We start from the raw sequence: 16830 nt of genomic DNA on the forward strand, positions 1-16830 counted from the left end.
GTCCATAAAAGATGCTAATTGGCATAGTTACAGTAAATGTAATATTTTTTCCGCCCAGAAGAACAGGCTATTTTTTGTACCACCAGTTATCAATAGCGAATAACCCTACATAAAATAAGACTATAAGGCAATTTTTAATCTTTAGTCGGGAGAGTCAATTTTCATTACAAATATTTTAAACATAAAAAAAGCGCGATAATAATCGCGCCTTTTTAATGTTTTGGTTATAAAAATTAGCTCTGGTTATTCCTGAGAGATCTTTGTCCAAGTATCACGCAAGCCAACTGTGCGGTTAAATACCAGATGTTCTGCACTGGAGAGGCCGCTATCAGCACAGAAATAACCTTCACGTTCGAACTGATAAGTTCTTTCTGGCTGTGCATTCACCAGCCCTGGCTCGACAAAACCTTTACGCACGACCAACGATTCTGAATTGATAGTGGATAGGAAATCATCTTCCGCCCCTGGGTTTGGCACACTGAACAAACGGTCATACAGATAGAATTCCGCTGGCACGGCATGTACCGCACTCACCCAGTGAATCACACCTTTGACCTTGCGGCCGTCAGCCGGATCTTTGTTCAGTGTCTGCTCATCATAGTGGCAGTAAATGGTAGTGATATTGCCTTCCGCATCTTTTTCAACACGCTCTGCCTTAATCACATAAGCATTACGCAGGCGCACTTCTTTGCCGAGCACCAGACGTTTGTACTGACGGTTAGCTTCTTCGCGGAAATCGGCACGGTCAATATAAACCTCACGGCTGAATGGGACTTCGCGGCTGCCCATTTCTGGCTTGTTAGGATGGTTCGGCATCGTCAGGATCACTTCACCTTCCGGCATATTCTCAATCACCAGTTTAACCGGATCAAGAACCGCCATCGCCCGTGGTGCATTTTCGTTCAGATCATCCCGGATACAGGATTCCAATGCGGCTATTTCGACGTTGTTATCCTGTTTGGTAACACCAATACGGCGGCAGAATTCACGGATAGCCGCAGCGGTATAACCACGGCGGCGCAGGCCGGAAATGGTTGGCATACGTGGATCATCCCAACCATTGACAATATTTTCGGTCACCAATTGGTTGAGTTTACGCTTGGACATCACCGTGTATTCCAGATTCAGGCGAGAAAACTCGTACTGACGCGGATGACAGGCAATCGTAATGTTATCCAATACCCAGTCATACAGGCGACGGTTATCCTGGAACTCCAATGTACATATTGAATGAGTGATCCCTTCCAGCGCATCGGAAATGCAGTGGGTAAAATCGTACATCGGGTAGATGCACCATTTATTGCCGGACTGGTGATGTTCGGCAAATTTGATGCGATAAATCACCGGATCACGCATCACGATGAATGGAGATGCCATATCAATTTTGGCACGCAGACACGCTTTACCTTCAGCAAATTCACCGGCACGCATCTTTTCAAACAGAGCCAGATTTTCTTCCACACTGCGATCACGGTAAGGACTGTTTTTGCCCGGCTCTTTCAGCGTTCCACGGTATTCGCGGATCTGTTCAGGGCTGAGTTCATCAACATAGGCCAGACCTTTATTAATCAATTCAATGGCGTATTGATACAGCATATCGAAATAGTCAGAAGAGTAGCGAATATTGCCACTCCAGTGGAAACCCAGCCACTGTACGTCCGTTTTAATGGATTCAACATATTCGATATCTTCCTTAACCGGGTTTGTATCGTCAAAACGCAGGTTGCATTGCCCCTGATAGTCTTGCGCGATGCCGAAATTCAGGCAGATCGACTTCGCATGGCCGATATGCAGATAGCCGTTAGGTTCAGGCGGGAAACGGGTATGTACGGATGTATGTTTACCGGTTGCCAGATCTTCGTCAATAATCTGACGAATAAAGTTGGTCGGGCGGGCATCTGCCTCACTCATCGTGTTATTCCTCAATGCAAAAAACGCTTCAATATAACCTTCTATATTCTAATAAGCTGAACCGAGAAACAACTCTTTGTTAGTGGGAAAGGGGAGTTCAGAACAAAGTTAATGCGGAAAAGCGGGAAGACAGACTCCTTCCCGCGACAATTGAGAGAAAATCTTACTTTAGTTCAACATTTGTTACGTATTTTTGAGCAACAAAATAAGCTGTTGGTTTAACGCTCATCAATAAAATCAACTCACACGATGACTGTTCAATACGGCGATCAGTTGATCCGCACAATAAACAATATGCTCTTCATCCCAACTAGGGTGCAGATACAGGCTGATTGTTCTCGGCAATAAAGAACGTGCAGTTTCACAGACAACATCACGGTAATTGACAGATTCCGGTGATGTGTATTCTTTCGAATGAAAAGGGAAATTGGCTGAACCAAACCCACGTAGCTCTCTGAATACTTTTTCGCCATAGGCTTCAGGCCACTGGATTTTAAATGCCGGAATACCTATCTTTTTCAAATCACTCAGGATGATTTCAGCCGTACAATCCAGTTTGGCAAGATCAAAAACAATGGGATATAACCAGTACGCATTGCATCTGTCTTCATTATTCAATGGCAGGCCGTGGATCAAGTCGATATCCGCAAATTTTTCATCGTAGATCTTCGCATATCGCTTGCGATTGTTCATATTCCAATCATCAAATCGTTCTAGTTCATTCAGGCCGATAATCGATTGGATTTCAGTCATACGGTAGTTGTAACCAATTCGATTATGCACATGCCATGAAACTTCTTCTAAAGCGAGAAGGTCAAATTTTCTCCGCACATCAAACCCATGATCACGATAAGCCCGGCATTCCCAACCTATTTCAGTATTGTTGGTCACGACCATGCCGCCCTCTCCCCCCGTAGTAAAATGTTTTGACTGGCAGAAGCTAAACGTACCGATATCCCCGATTGTGCCAGCCGATTTTCCTTTATATTTTCCGCCGAGACATTGTGCGCTATCTTCGATCACTTTGAGGTTATGCTGGCGGGCAATCGCCATGATTGGGTCCATATCAGATACGACACCATAAAGATGCACGACAATAATTGCTTTCGTGCGCGGTGTAATCAGTGCTTCTATCTTAGTGGGATCAATGGTGTGCTCTTCTGTCGTATCACAAAAAACAGGAATGGCACCGCATTGTAAAACAGCAAAGGAAGTTGCAATGAAAGTGTAAGAAGGCACGATAACTTCATCGCCGGGGCCAATATTTAATGCGCCAACAGCAATATTTACGGCAGAAGTCCCGGAATTACATGAAATTGCCATTTCTGCGCCAATCCAATGCGCAAATTTATTTTCAAATTCCATGCCTTTTTTTCCAGTCCAGTAATTTACTTGACCAGATAATAGGGGTTCTTGAATATCTTTCAGTGTTTTTTCTGTAAAACTTGGCCATTGTGGGAAATTCATAATTTTACACCTTAATATTTTTAAAATAGATAAAATTAATCCTATAAAATAAATCACATAACTAATCAATCAGATTATTTCAATGTTTCTTTATCAATTTTGTATTTGCTACCATAATTAATGCACCAATAGCTAATATATAAAATGCTGTCTCCAGACCAGAACTCTGGGCAATAAACCCTATTAAAGCTGGCCCAATCATAATTCCAAAATACCCAAATGTGACAATAGAAGCGACAGCATGGCTAGGCAACATGACTTTTTGAGTTCCAGATATTGAACATAAGATTGGAACAATATTTGATGATCCCAACCCAATAAAGAAAAACCCAATCATAGATAGATTGAGAGTTCCTACATTAACAACGATAAGAAATCCAATGAAGATACTGAGTGTACCAGCAAAAAATACTTTCCCCCTTCCTATTTTTGATATAACCCGATCTCCCATGAATCGTCCTATTGTCATCGCTGCTGCAAAGGCAGCATACCCAAATCCACTGAATGAAATATCAATATTACGCTCACTAACTAAAAATACTCCACTCCAGTCAATTACAGAACCTTCAATAATTCCCATTAAAAAACAAAGCAAACTCGCTACAATAATGATTCCCCGAGGAAAAACAATTTTTTTACTATCGCTATCCCCATGATTTTTATGACGACTAATGAGTCCAGAAAAAGAAAACAAAAATAACACAGACAATATAAAGGATATAATTAAGCATGCTGCAAGCGCTGAGAAATTCAAATAAAGTAATATAGATACACCAGCAGCACCAAAGATCCCCCCTAAACTAAAAAATCCATGAAATCCTGACATTAAATTTCTATTTGTATTTTTTTCGACCTCAACCGCCTGAATATTCATTGCAACATCCACTGTACCAATGGATGCACCAAATATAAAAAGCATAAAACCCAGTTGAGTGACATTAGGCGCCAATATTAAAATCGGTAAAGAAACAATAGCAAAAATTCCTGAAGATATAATAACCTTACGACAACCAAATAAAGTGGTAAGAAATCCTGTAATCGGCATCGAAACAATTGAACCGAAACCAAGAAAAAGTAATAAAAAACCTAACTCTCCTGCATCAATATTTAAATCAGCCTTTACCAAGGGTATAAGAGGAGCCCACGCAGCAATTCCCATACCTGCTGCCAAGAAAACAACTCTAGTAGAAATAACATTATTCATTAAGCATCTCAACTATAATATTTTAAATAAAGTAATTACGTTTCAGTTACTTATAAATATTTAACAGTAAATAGTTTCAAATTTACGCTTATAAGTTCATACTGACTCTGAAAGAATTAATTCCCATCTCAGCAATCTTAATTTCATTCCAGTCATTAATTAGACCTATAACTGAATCAAACATTTTTTCTTTTCCACCAATCTGTATGACCTTACACTCTGCTGCTAATGCGCTTTGCACCCCAGCATGAGCATCTTCAAAAACTAAACAATCTTCAGCCGCAATATTCAAACGTTCTGCTGCCATAAGATAGGGATCAGGATAGGGCTTGCCATTCAGCACATCATCAGAACCAATTATGAAGTCTGGTATCTTAAGACCACAAATCGCCATCCTATGATATGCAACTCGTTGGCTGGCAGAAGTGACGACAGACCACGGACAAGTGCCTAAAGACAGCAGAAATTCTTTTGCCCCCGGTAACGCCTTGGCAGTAGCAGAATATTTAATTTCTAAATCATCTAATAACTTAATTTGTTCTTCCACATTCAAATATGGAGCAATGGATAAAATAACATCCTTGGAGCGAACACCATGGCAAATATCTAATACATCTTTGATAGATATGTTGTGCATTTCGCACCATTTAGACCAAACAACTTCAACTTCTGAAAGTGATTGAACTAAAGTGCCATCCATATCAAATAAAATGGCTTTTATGTTAAAAATCTCCATTACTCCTCCAGACTTCATACCAATTAAGGTAATTTATAATTAAGTAAAGAAATGATAAACCAGCAGTAAAAGCTCAATAACGAACTACTTATTTAAACCCTTCATCTTTCAAGTTGCCGCCGCATTGAAACATGAAATTCATTGGGTATATTAATAGACTCAGATAATTTTAGGATCATTGATAATCCAATAAATTTTAATAGAGAAAATTCCTAAAATCATAATACTATAATTAATAAACGTCCTCATAAAACTCCAGTTCTCTCTTGTATCCTCCCAAATAACAGGGAATTGATATAGTTTCTTAGAGAGTCTATTTGTAAGGTAAATAATTTCAGCATCAAATGCATACCCCTTAATCTTTTGCTTAGAAAATACTTCCTTTGCTACATCAGACCTTAACATCTTAAATGGGCACTGAGAATCAGAAACTTTACAGTTTAATAGTAAATTAACAATTTTCAAAAAAAACTTACTGGTTATTTTTCTATATAAATTCGCTTTTGATTTATTCTTTGAGAATCGCTCCCCAATAATTAAATCAACATTAGAAGTTTCAATTTTTTGATAAGCACTAAAAAAATCACTCTCCTTTATTGGAAAATCAATATCAGTATAAAAAATATATCTTCCTTTTGCTAAATCAACGCCTCGCCTTATACTATATCCTTTTCCATAGTTACCACAGTTAGAGACAACCTCAACATCAGGGTACTGTTTTTTTACCTTGATAATATCTATATCATGGAAATTATTTTTATTTGAATCATTAATTATAATGACCTGTACTTTCAATACCTCTTGAATATTCTTAATGCGCTGTATGGTTTTTTCTATAACTAAATAACTTTCATTATACCTAGGAAGAATAATTGAAACATCAATATTATTCACTCCGTGATGCATTATTTTCTCCATAATAACACCTTAAAGACAATATGCTAACTCCCCAACAATAATTCACCCAGCTCTGTTAAATTTATGCTGGATGTACCTTGTTGATTAACTTTTTTAACCGGGAAAAGTTTACCCGTTATAGATGTAGTCGGTAATCCTTGTTTATAAGCAGCAATTCGTTCTGCGATTTGCTGCTCAGTAAGATCAGTCCGTGGAAAACAACAAAAATATTGAGCTAATCTTGGATTATCCGAAATATTAGGTTTATTTCCATGAGGCAGCGCGCCATGAAAGATAACATAATCCCCGGCTTTCAATGGGATAGATACAATTTTCATTCCTGTCGTATCAGGGAATCGGCTATTATATCCTTCCGGTTGTTTCGACAGCCATTCATAGATTACTTTATGAAACCCCGGTACACATTGAAATCCACCAGAATTGCCATCATCGTCAGTTAGGCTCAATAGGCCTTGTATTTTACTCTCTAACGGGCGTTTTGAAACATCAATATCCCAATGAATAAAACCTTCGTATTTCCAATCATCATTAACAGGGGGATTCATATTGACCCTATCAATACTCACCAATAGTTCTTTTATACCAAAAATTCTTTCATATACAGAGTAAATTATTTGACTTTGCCGATTATCCCACAAGGTCTGATGATGATAAAAAGGAATACGCCCCATTTCATCAATTCCTGAGCGAGAACGGATATCGGTGTTATAAAAATTAACGGGATCATTTTTATCCATTTCCAAAAAATAGAATATAGCATCGACTGTTTTCTGGGTTTGCTCTCTACTAACCGCTGATTCTATAACTATATAACCGTTATCATCCCAGCTTTTTAAATACTGCCCCATTTTTTCTTCAGAAAGAAATTCAGACATAATTCCTCCTACCTAATTATTAGATATAAACTAAATGTAATAATATATACTGAAATAGAATTAAATATAGAAAAATATAAGCAACAAGAATCAAACATAAACGCATTAAAAATAAACTACAGCAAGCAATGTGAAATTCAAATAAAAAAATACTTTTTTTAAAAAAAGTTGATGCAAATCACACATTAATGTTAATCAAATAAATAAATTCCAAAATTATATTTATAATAAATTATTCTTAATAGAAAGAATGACAAAAATAAATTAATGAATAATTAAATAAAAAATAAAACAAACAATCACGATAATATATTTAAACTTTTGTTTATCATTTCTATACTCAATGGATTTCGAGTTGCAGCGCGACGGTAAGAGAACGAATCCCCGGGAGCATAGATAACGGTTTGGCTGGGATGAAGGAATACAGCCAACAAAGCTACAATGCAAAAGATAAAGGGATATATAAACAAGGCTCTCACAATGCCGTAGCGTACAGATGTTGGATGTTCAGGTGAAGCTTTAAAAAAGATAAGCCACCACTGAATACCTCACTTTTGAAAAGGAAGATGTTAGTGACGGCTTAATCCACATTCGCTCACACAAAAAAATATCAAATACAAATCCGAGTGATTCTTGAAACTTAAGCGATATGATTACCCTAAATGCATTAAATCACCTGAAATAAATCTGACTCTTTAGCAACAACAGCATCTTGCGCAATCATTCTAATGCCAAAATAATCATCAATATTGCTGATAATCACAGGGCTGATCATTGATTTAGCATGGGCGTTCAAGTAATCAAGATCCAGCTTCAATAGTGGCTCACCCGCTTTAACTTTCACACCTTCTTCAATCAGACGCTCAAACCCTCTGCCATTAAGAGTAACGGTATCAATACCTATATGAACAATGACTTCAACACCATTATCTGCCGCAATACATACTGCATGATTGGTATCGAAAATTTTCACGACCGTACCGTCAATGGGAGCTAAAACAGTGTCCGACGTCGGCTTAATCGCAATACCATCCCCTACCAACTTGCTGGAAAAGGCTTCATCAGGGACATCTTCCAGTTTGACCAATTCCCCTGTAACAGGAGCGATTAAGGTCAAGATTGGAATGCCTGTTTGATGGCTATCTTCCTTTGTCTGAACATCAGACTCAGAGTATTGAGTTTCTGTGATTGCCGCTACCGGGCCTTTTGCCAATACTTCTTTCATGGCACTGGCAATCAACTCTGCGCGGGTTCCAACTATGATTTGGGCGTTCTGTTTATTCAGACGGATAATTCCCGAGGCACCAAGATGTCTGGTCAGTCTATTATTGACCAATCCTGAGTCTTTGACTGATAAACGCAAACGGCTGATACAGGAATCAATCCCTGTCAAATTATCGGATCCCCCTACTGCGGCAATGTACTGACGTGCTTCTTCCTGAATGTTATTTACTATATTCTTTCCTTGTTTTGCCGTATCAACATCATAACCATCGGTTTCATCCGTGGCTGATAATTCACGCCCCGGTGTCATCAGGTTGAATTTTTTGATGGTGAAACGGAATACAACATAGTAAAGGCAGAAGAATACCAAACCTTGTGGGATCAGCATGTACCACTTAACCGCCAGCGGGTTGCGCGAGGAGAGCAACATATCGACGAATCCGGCACTAAAGCCGAAACCTGCAATCCACTCCATTGTGGCCGCGATATAAACAGAAATTCCCGTTAAAATGGCGTGCAAAACATAAAGCACAGGTGCGACAAACATGAAAGAGAATTCAAGTGGCTCAGTCACCCCCGTGAAGAAAGCCGCAATAGCGCCCGCCATCATGATACCAGCAACTTTAGCTTTGTTTTCAGGACGTGCACAGTGGTAAATCGCCAATGCGGCTCCCGGTAATCCAAACATCATAATGGGGAAGAAACCCGCCTGATAACGCCCGGTGATACCCGTAATGGCCGTACCAGCCTCAATCGATTTCTGACCACCGAGGAAGTTAGGAATATCATTGATGCCGGCAACATCAAACCAGAATACTGAGTTAAGTGCATGATGCAGGCCAACGGGTATCAACAGACGGTTAAAGAATGCATAAAGACCCGCCCCTGATGACCCAAGATTCATGATGCTTTCACCAAATGCCACCAGCCAGTCATAAACTACCGGCCAAATGAACATCAGGATAAAAGATACCAAAATCATCAGGAAAGAATTTAAGATAGGTACTAAACGGCGACCACTAAAGAATGACAGCGCCTGTGGTAACTCGACGCTACTGTAGCGGTTGTACAGTTCAGCAGAAAGTACCCCAACCAAAATCCCGACAAACTGGTTATTGATCTTCCCGAATGCCTTTGGTACTTCATCAATCGGCATACTTTTAATCATTGCGATAGACGCGGGAGCACACAGGTTTATGACGACAATAAACCCGATTAAACCTGCCAGTGCAGCAGCGCCATCTTTATCCTTCGACATGCCATAGGCTAACCCAATTGCGAACAACATCCCCATATTGTTAAGGATGGCATTGCCGGATGTGATAAGCAGTGCTGCCAGCGCATTATCAGCGCCCCAACCCGTCGGATCGATCCAGTACCCTATCCCTACTAATATTGCCGCTGCCGGCAATGTGGCAACGGGCACCATCAATGCCCGACCAATACGTTGTAAGTAGCTTAGAATGTTCACTCTTGCCCCCTTGAAGCTCCGTTAATGGAGTCTTTTTGTTAATTCATGATGTGATGACATCACTTATGTATTTCTTGTTAAAACATTTTTTAGTCTAAAAAGATTATTTTGTATCGCAAATTAAATCCTTCTGATATGTGATAAACGTCACCACATTTGATAAATTTTTAATCAATTATCTAGCTGGCACACAAAACTTATTTTATGATTAAAAATATCTTCGAGGTATTAAATGGGTCAAACCCGTCGACAGAACAGGTATGATAGGTGCTTTTGCCCTACGGCTATCCAGTCGCCCCCATAATTAATAACAAATGATTTAAGAGGTAATCATGAGGCTGATCCCCCTAACTAATGCAAGCGATGTCGGACGATGGTCTGCTCACTACATTATTAGTAAAATCAATGCATTCAATCCAACCGCAGAGCATCCTTTCGTGCTTGGCCTACCCACTGGCAGTACTCCACTGACCACCTATAGAGAACTTATTGCTCTGTATCAGGCGGGAAAAGTCAGTTTCAGGCATGTAGTGACATTTAATATGGATGAGTACGTCGGTATTCCTGAAGATCATCCCCAGAGCTACCATACGTTCATGCAGCAAAATTTCTTTGACCACATTGATATTCCAAAAGAAAATATCAATTTACTCAACGGCAATGCAGCAGAGATTGGCGCTGAATGCCTGCGTTATGAAAATAAGATCAAGACTTATGGGAAAATTCATCTGTTCATGGGAGGAGTTGGGAATGATGGTCATATTGCCTTTAATGAACCCGCGTCTTCCCTCTCTTCACGCACTCGTATCAAAACGTTGACCATTGAAACGCGAACCGCAAACTCCCGTTTTTTCAACAATGATGTGGAACAGGTTCCGAAATATGCATTAACGGTCGGTGTAGGAACTTTGATGGATGCCGAAGAAGTCATGATTCTGGCAACAGGAATGAACAAAGCACTGGCCCTGCAAGCTGCAATAGAAGGCAATATCAACCATATGTGGACAGTAAGCTGCCTACAAATGCATCCTAAATCGATTATTGTCTGTGATGAACCCGCAACAATGGAATTGAAAGTGAAGACAGTGAAATATTTTCGCCAGTTAGAGGCGGATATTCTCAGTGAATTCGCTAGTTAGTATTTATTCAGGAGGCCAGAATGTACGCTTTAACAAACTGCATCATCTATACAGGGTATGAGCGACTCGAAAAACATGCCGTGATCATCGCAGATGGGTTGATTCAGCAAGTTTGTCCAGAAAATGAATTACCGAAATCCATCGAAAAGCATGATTTGCACGGTGCAAACCTCTCTCCAGGGTTTATTGACCTGCAAGTCAATGGCTGTGGGGGAGTTCAATTTAATGAGCGACTGGAAGATCTTACAGAAGATACGCTGAATATCATGCAGAAAACCAATCAGCGCTACGGTTGTACCAATTTCCTGCCGACGTTGATCACCAGTCCCGATGAATTGATGATAACGGCAATCGAAGTGATGCGTTCCTATCTGACAAAGCATCCTAATCAGGCGCTGGGGCTGCATCTGGAAGGACCTTATATTAATCCCATAAAAAAAGGGACTCACAATCCAGCCTATATACGCAAGCCAACCTCCGAAATGGTCAACTATCTGTGTATTAATGCCGATGTGATCACTAAAATCACACTCGCTCCTGAAATAGTGGAAAGTAAGTATATTCATCAGTTGACCGAAGCCGGCATTATTGTTTCTGCTGGCCATTCCAACGCAACCTATGAAGAGGCTCGCCACGGCTTCCAGCAGGGTATCTCTTTTTCCACCCACTTATATAACGCCATGCCCGCCATTTCCGGCCGCCAGCCAGGGCTAATCAGTGCCATCTATGATTCTTCCGAGGTCTATGCCGGCATTATCTGTGACGGAATGCATGTTTCATGGCCGAATATCCGCAACTCCAAGCGATTAAAAACCGACAAATTAATCTTAGTGACGGATGCCATCGTCCCTGCTGGCCTTGACCCGAAAACCAATACACTAGAACAATTTACCTTTGCCAATAAAACAATATACTATCGAAATGGCTTATGTGTTGATGAGAATGGCACACTGAGCGGTTCATCAATCACGATGATTGAGAGCGTCAAGAATAGTGTTGAATATGTTGGTATTGCTTTGGATGAAACATTGCGGATGGTGACGCTTTATCCAGCCCGAGCAATCGGTGTTGATAAACGCCTCGGTACGATTGAACCCGGTAAGGTCGCGAATCTGACTGCATTTACTCATGATTTCAACATCTGCAAAACCATCGTTAATGGAAATGAAATCGAACTATCGTGAGTATATCGCCTGATGAGTAATCATAATGCACAGAAGCAAATCGGTAATATTGATCTGGTCAAACAGCTTAATGGCGCCGTGGTCTATCGGCTGATAGACCAACATGGGCCAATATCCCGCATCCAGATTGCAGAAGAAAGCCAGCTTGCTCCCGCCAGCGTAACCAAGATTACTCGTCAGTTACTGGAACGGGGCTTGATAAAAGAAGTCGAGCAGCAGGCTTCCACTGGAGGGCGGCGCGCGATCTCAATCATCACCGAAACTCACCACTTCCATACCATCGGAGTTAGGCTTGGCCGCCATGACGCCACGGTGGCGCTATTTAATATGAGCGGTAAGACGCTAGTGGAACAGCACTATTCAGTTCCAGAGAATACGCAACAGGAAGTCGAAAACCGGATTATCTCCGCCATTGAAGATTTCATCGAGAAAAATCAGCGGCGGCTCCGTGAACTGATCGCGATTTCAGTCATTCTGCCCGGTCTGGTTGATCCCGATGAAGGTGTCATTCGCTATATGCCTCACATCAAGGTGGATAACTGGCCACTGGTCAAAAGCCTCAACAATCATTTCAATATCTCTTGCTTTGTTGGTCATGATATTCGCAGCCTTGCACTGGCTGAACATTACTTCGGGGCAACCCGCAATTGTGAAGACTCACTTCTGGTACGTATTCATCGTGGCACGGGAGCAGGAGTCATCATCAATAAGAATATTCTGCGCAACAAACGTGGCAATCTGGGTGAAATAGGCCACATCCAGATCGAGCCACTTGGCGAACGCTGCCATTGCGGTAATTTTGGCTGTCTGGAAACGATCGTATCCAATTCAGCGATAGAAACCAGAGTTCAACATCAATTACGACAGGGTTTTCCAAGCCAGCTAGCCTTGAATAATTGCAATATCCATGCGATCTGCCTCGCAGCCAATGAAGGTGATCCACTGGCAGTAGAAGTTATCAGACAAGTAGGGCACTATCTTGGCAAAGGGATCTCGATTGCGATTAATTTATTTAATCCCCAGAAAATCGTCATTGCCGGTGATATTACCGAAGCAGAGCAGGTTTTACTCCCGGCAATTCAAAGTTGCATCAATACGCAGGTGTTAAAAGCATTCCGTGAAGATCTTCCGGTGGTAGTTTCTGAGCTAAATCATTGTTCTGCGATTGGTGCATTCGCCTTGACGAAACGTGCGATGCTTAACGGTGTACTGCTGCAACATCTTCTTGGCGGATAATTTCAACCCGCTTTGCCGATAAAATCGGCAAAGCGATTACAAGCCAAACAAACAAACGTTTTTGTGCATAATTCTTTAAAAAAGCAGTTGACGCATCGGTCTGATATACGCATAATGCGCCCCGCACCGCCGATGAAGGCAAAGCGAAAAAAGATGGCTACGTAGCTCAGCTGGTTAGAGCACAGCACTCATAATGCTGGGGTCACAGGTTCGATTCCCGTCGTAGCCACCATATTTGCGGGAGTGGCGAAATTGGTAGACGCACCAGATTTAGGTTCTGGCGCCGCAAGGTGTGCGAGTTCAAGTCTCGCCTCCCGCACCATTTCTTTCATTGGGTTGTACTTAGAATGTTATTTCGAATAACAGTTTAAGTTTTAGTGTGTTGTTTTCAGGTGGGGTATCGCCAAGCGGTAAGGCACCAGGTTTTGATCCTGGCATGCCCTGGTTCGAATCCAGGTACCCCAGCCATATTATTGAAAACAAGTGATGATATTCAGGTGGGGTATCGCCAAGCGGTAAGGCACCAGGTTTTGATCCTGGCATGCCCTGGTTCGAATCCAGGTACCCCAGCCATCATAATGAAGATTTTCACAAACTTTACGATTTGATAATTTTACATCGTAAATGGCTACGTAGCTCAGCTGGTTAGAGCACAGCACTCATAATGCTGGGGTCACAGGTTCGAATCCCGTCGTAGCCACCATTAACAATTCAATTGGGGTATCGCCAAGCGGTAAGGCACCGGATTCTGATTCCGGCATTCCCAGGTTCGAATCCTGGTACCCCAGCCAGATTAATCAATGTGTTACATGAAATAACGTGTTGAAAAAGAATATACAGTAAGAATATTCTTTGATGCAGAAGGCCACCGAAAGGTGGCTTTTTGCTTTCCTTCCATCAAAATACCAACACCTAAAAATCCATTTTAAAGCTCACCAAGCGATTATCTGTTTAAAGGGTAGTCATCTGGCGTTAACCAATTATCTCCTTCTACCGTTGTTTCTATGGCGAATTTTAGGCTCGCCTCTCTACACGCACCGAAAAGAAAAGCAGGAAATTGTGGAAAGGTAGGAATTATCCTCTTTTGTCGGATTTAAAAAGCCAGTCAACGAGTGAATACACGTCTCCCAAAATAACTCAGATTTCAGATTATTGACAACGGCTATCTCTCCATTGACTATGCCCATGGACTCCAAAATAGTGGTGAAAAAATCATTTTCATCACAAACCCCTTGACTCTGACAGTACTGTCAAGGATTTCATGGTGACTTATGATTCATCTGAATAATCGGCGTAAAGGTTGGGGAATTCTATGTCAATTGAAGAGAATGATTGCCAAGGCGCTGTTACTAAGCCAGTTCGTAAAACAAGCTGGTTTTCAATAATTATATTATCGCTGGCAGCAATAATTTTCGTAACAGCTGAGCTCCTTCCTATTGGAGTACTACATGAAATTGGAAATACTTATAATAAATCCGCAGGTAATATAGGGTTGATTGTTGCCGGATATGCTTGGGTAGTAGCATTATCTGCAATAAGCGCCACTTCTTTTTTTATGAAAGTGGAAAAGAAGAAACTTGTTATAGGTATTCTCTTAGCATTCTCAATATCAAATCTGATAGTTTCTTTTGCACCAAATTTATTCTGGCTATATATAGGAAGAGTGATAGGCGCATTCTTTCATGGTGTATTTTGGTCAATTGTAGGCCCTCTTGCAGTAAGGTTAGTTCCTGACAGTGGAAAAGCTAAAGCGACGTCATTAGTGTTTGGTGGTATTGCGATTGCCTCTGTAGCTGTTGTCCCCATAGCAACGTTTGTTTCGCAAAATATTGGTTGGCGATTGTCTTTTATAAGCCTCGCTATTATGGGATTACTCATTACCATTGCAGCACTCTTTTCGATGCCTAAAGTACATCAAGCTGATGCGAGCAAAAAAATAGCTATAAAAGAAATCATTACTCAGCCTTATCTAAGAAGAACATTTCCAGTTACAGCCCTCGCCCTGAGTGGAAATTACTGTGCTTTTACCTATATAAGTCCACTACTGGAGAATAGAGCTGGAATCAGCCACGAACAATTACCATTCTTTCTACTGCTTTTTGGTATGTTTGGAGTAATAGGAAATATAATTTCAGGATTTATAACAGATTCCAGACTGGTTGCTGCTACAAGAGCAATATTAGCCGTCTTAATTATTTCTGTCATTGGTATTGGTTATTTTTCAGAAGGTAATGTCGCCCTGACCTACTCTTTTATTGCTATGTGGGGTATAGGGATCTGTTTGTTAACAGTTACCCTTCAATCTCTTGTTCTTAATTTAGCGACAGACACTGGAGAACGAGCATCTTCAGTCCATGTCGCGATGTTTAATACAGGTATTGGCTCAGGTGCATTTATAGGCGGAATTTTGATAGATAGATTTAACACCGAAACTACAGCTTTGACAGGAGGAATACTATTAACAATCGCATTCGTTATTTTAATTCCTCAAATAAAACTAAATAACAACAGTTCATCTTAATTAAATGAGATTAGGTAATACATCCAATTTATTGATGTGATAAAAATTTCAGCTGAGAAAGAAGCATGGCAAAAAGTTCACCTAAATAAAATCTAGTTCAGTCTTTGCTATAGATTATTAAAATTAGGCCATAATACATCACGAAATAATATTTATTATTTATTATTTATTATTTATTATTTAAACATTGAAATTCATTCAAGATAATTATATCATGATTACGTAATAAACTCTCTTCAATATTTTATAATATCGCTTTTTCATTGAATACTGTTTTTATTGTCCAGTCAATCTATTTAAAAATTAGCAAGGAATGCCAATATAAGAATAGATTTAGCTAGTAAATCTACTACCGACGAAATTATAAAAACCATGACTGGCATGAGAAACACGCCAGTTTTTTACTAAAAAATATAATGTAACAGACCTTTTTTATTTGAGTTTTAAAAAAAGATACTAACATTATGTTATACATTTGTACTAAAAATTGTGACGTCAGATATAAACTGATCTAGCAACGAAAGAGCTCGTGTATTTTTGTTAAGATCCGCTCTAATTTTATCTCTATGTTGCTTTAGGGTTGCAATAATGAGAGGACAAGGAGAGAGTTTGATTGGTTCACTAACAATACATGGCATCAGGACTCTGACTGCATCTAACGTTAAACCTGCTTCTTGAAGGGACTGTATACTTCTTATGGTGATTAAATCCTTTGATGTGAATCTTCTATAACCAGAATTTGTTCTATCAGGCTTAAGTAAACCTTGTTCTTCGTAATAACGTATCATTCTAGCGCTAACTCCAGTTTTACTAGATAACTCCTTTATTTTCATGCCTCACCTCATATCAATTTGACAATATATACCTGTAAATTAACTTTTCTGCAGATTCTGAAAATAAGACTAAGAGCCTATCCCAATAGATATCCTAAAGATGGAACACTT

Annotated in this window: 12 protein-coding genes and 6 tRNA genes; 10 read left to right on the top strand and 8 right to left on the bottom strand. The window is 40.2% G+C overall.

What is annotated here, in order from left to right:
- Positions 1-243: 243 nt before the first annotated feature.
- From glnS to nagE, 7 genes are all read right to left on the bottom strand, one after another.
- The gene (gene glnS / locus NXS07_RS00285) at positions 244-1911 is read right to left on the bottom strand and encodes a glutamine--tRNA ligase (protein WP_038214625.1); all 1668 of its coding nucleotides are present in this window, start codon (positions 1909-1911) and stop codon (positions 244-246) included.
- 237 nt (positions 1912-2148) lie between these two features.
- On the bottom strand, positions 2149-3378 hold the full coding sequence (locus NXS07_RS00290) for a DegT/DnrJ/EryC1/StrS family aminotransferase (RefSeq protein WP_038214623.1): 1230 nt from the start codon (positions 3376-3378) through the stop codon (positions 2149-2151).
- 79 nt (positions 3379-3457) lie between these two features.
- Positions 3458-4582 carry an MFS transporter gene (locus tag NXS07_RS00295; protein WP_051862922.1) on the bottom strand — a complete coding sequence of 375 codons (1125 nt, stop codon included), beginning with the start codon at positions 4580-4582 and terminating at the stop codon, positions 3458-3460.
- Between the two features lie 88 nt (positions 4583-4670).
- A complete protein-coding gene (locus NXS07_RS00300; RefSeq protein ID WP_038209199.1) occupies positions 4671-5318 on the bottom strand; it encodes an HAD-IA family hydrolase in 648 nt (215 codons plus the stop codon).
- A gap of 159 nt (positions 5319-5477) precedes the next feature.
- A complete protein-coding gene (locus NXS07_RS00305; RefSeq protein WP_038209201.1) occupies positions 5478-6236 on the bottom strand; it encodes a glycosyltransferase in 759 nt (252 codons plus the stop codon).
- Positions 6237-6259: 23 nt separating this feature from the next.
- Positions 6260-7111 (bottom strand): phytanoyl-CoA dioxygenase family protein, encoded by an 852-nt coding sequence (locus tag NXS07_RS00310; RefSeq protein ID WP_051862920.1) that lies wholly within the window; start codon positions 7109-7111, stop codon positions 6260-6262.
- A 667-nt stretch (positions 7112-7778) separates the two neighbouring features.
- The gene (gene nagE, locus NXS07_RS00315) at positions 7779-9806 is read right to left on the bottom strand and encodes an N-acetylglucosamine-specific PTS transporter subunit IIBC (RefSeq protein ID WP_038214620.1); all 2028 of its coding nucleotides are present in this window, start codon (positions 9804-9806) and stop codon (positions 7779-7781) included.
- A gap of 332 nt (positions 9807-10138) precedes the next feature.
- On the opposite strand from nagE, the gene nagB reads away from it, so the two are divergent.
- The 10 genes from nagB (at position 10139) to NXS07_RS00365 (ending at position 15886) form a co-directional block, all read left to right on the top strand.
- Entirely contained in the window at positions 10139-10945 is an 807-nt protein-coding gene (nagB, locus tag NXS07_RS00320; protein ID WP_038214617.1) for a glucosamine-6-phosphate deaminase, read from the top strand.
- A gap of 20 nt (positions 10946-10965) precedes the next feature.
- Complete coding sequence (gene nagA / locus NXS07_RS00325; RefSeq protein WP_258085960.1) at positions 10966-12129, top strand: N-acetylglucosamine-6-phosphate deacetylase; 1164 nt, start codon at positions 10966-10968, stop codon at positions 12127-12129.
- A 12-nt stretch (positions 12130-12141) separates the two neighbouring features.
- Complete coding sequence (nagC, locus tag NXS07_RS00330; RefSeq protein ID WP_038209213.1) at positions 12142-13365, top strand: DNA-binding transcriptional regulator NagC; 1224 nt, start codon at positions 12142-12144, stop codon at positions 13363-13365.
- Positions 13366-13520: 155 nt separating this feature from the next.
- Positions 13521-13597 (top strand) — tRNA-Met (locus NXS07_RS00335).
- Between the two features lie 5 nt (positions 13598-13602).
- Positions 13603-13687, top strand: a tRNA-Leu gene (locus tag NXS07_RS00340).
- A 71-nt stretch (positions 13688-13758) separates the two neighbouring features.
- A tRNA-Gln gene (locus NXS07_RS00345) sits at positions 13759-13833 on the top strand.
- Positions 13834-13863: 30 nt separating this feature from the next.
- A tRNA-Gln gene (locus NXS07_RS00350) sits at positions 13864-13938 on the top strand.
- Positions 13939-13991: 53 nt separating this feature from the next.
- Positions 13992-14068 (top strand) — tRNA-Met (locus NXS07_RS00355).
- Between the two features lie 13 nt (positions 14069-14081).
- Positions 14082-14156, top strand: a tRNA-Gln gene (locus tag NXS07_RS00360).
- A 521-nt stretch (positions 14157-14677) separates the two neighbouring features.
- On the top strand, positions 14678-15886 hold the full coding sequence (locus NXS07_RS00365) for an MFS transporter (protein WP_258085961.1): 1209 nt from the start codon (positions 14678-14680) through the stop codon (positions 15884-15886).
- 467 nt (positions 15887-16353) lie between these two features.
- Here NXS07_RS00365 and NXS07_RS00370 read toward each other — a convergent pair whose 3' ends face one another.
- Complete coding sequence (locus NXS07_RS00370) at positions 16354-16719, bottom strand: MerR family transcriptional regulator (RefSeq protein WP_038222336.1); 366 nt, start codon at positions 16717-16719, stop codon at positions 16354-16356.
- Positions 16720-16830 lie beyond the last annotated feature (111 nt).

The sequence above is a fragment of the Xenorhabdus bovienii genome (assembly GCF_024721015.1).
GTDB lineage: Bacteria > Pseudomonadota > Gammaproteobacteria > Enterobacterales > Enterobacteriaceae > Xenorhabdus > Xenorhabdus bovienii.

Excerpts from the sequence above, each read along its gene's own strand:
- glnS (WP_038214625.1), bottom strand. The coding sequence starts at position 1,911 with ATGAGTGAGGCAGATGCCCGCCCGACCAACTTTATTCGTCAGATTATT.
- NXS07_RS00290 (WP_038214623.1), bottom strand. The coding sequence starts at position 3,378 with ATGAATTTCCCACAATGGCCAAGTTTTACAGAAAAAACACTGAAAGAT.
- NXS07_RS00295 (WP_051862922.1), bottom strand. The coding sequence starts at position 4,582 with ATGAATAATGTTATTTCTACTAGAGTTGTTTTCTTGGCAGCAGGTATG.
- NXS07_RS00300 (WP_038209199.1), bottom strand. The coding sequence starts at position 5,318 with ATGGAGATTTTTAACATAAAAGCCATTTTATTTGATATGGATGGCACT.
- NXS07_RS00305 (WP_038209201.1), bottom strand. The coding sequence starts at position 6,236 with ATGGAGAAAATAATGCATCACGGAGTGAATAATATTGATGTTTCAATT.
- NXS07_RS00310 (WP_051862920.1), bottom strand. The coding sequence starts at position 7,111 with ATGTCTGAATTTCTTTCTGAAGAAAAAATGGGGCAGTATTTAAAAAGC.
- nagB (WP_038214617.1), top strand. The coding sequence starts at position 10,139 with ATGAGGCTGATCCCCCTAACTAATGCAAGCGATGTCGGACGATGGTCT.
- nagA (WP_258085960.1), top strand. The coding sequence starts at position 10,966 with ATGTACGCTTTAACAAACTGCATCATCTATACAGGGTATGAGCGACTC.
- nagC (WP_038209213.1), top strand. The coding sequence starts at position 12,142 with ATGAGTAATCATAATGCACAGAAGCAAATCGGTAATATTGATCTGGTC.
- NXS07_RS00365 (WP_258085961.1), top strand. The coding sequence starts at position 14,678 with ATGTCAATTGAAGAGAATGATTGCCAAGGCGCTGTTACTAAGCCAGTT.
- NXS07_RS00370 (WP_038222336.1), bottom strand. The coding sequence starts at position 16,719 with ATGAAAATAAAGGAGTTATCTAGTAAAACTGGAGTTAGCGCTAGAATG.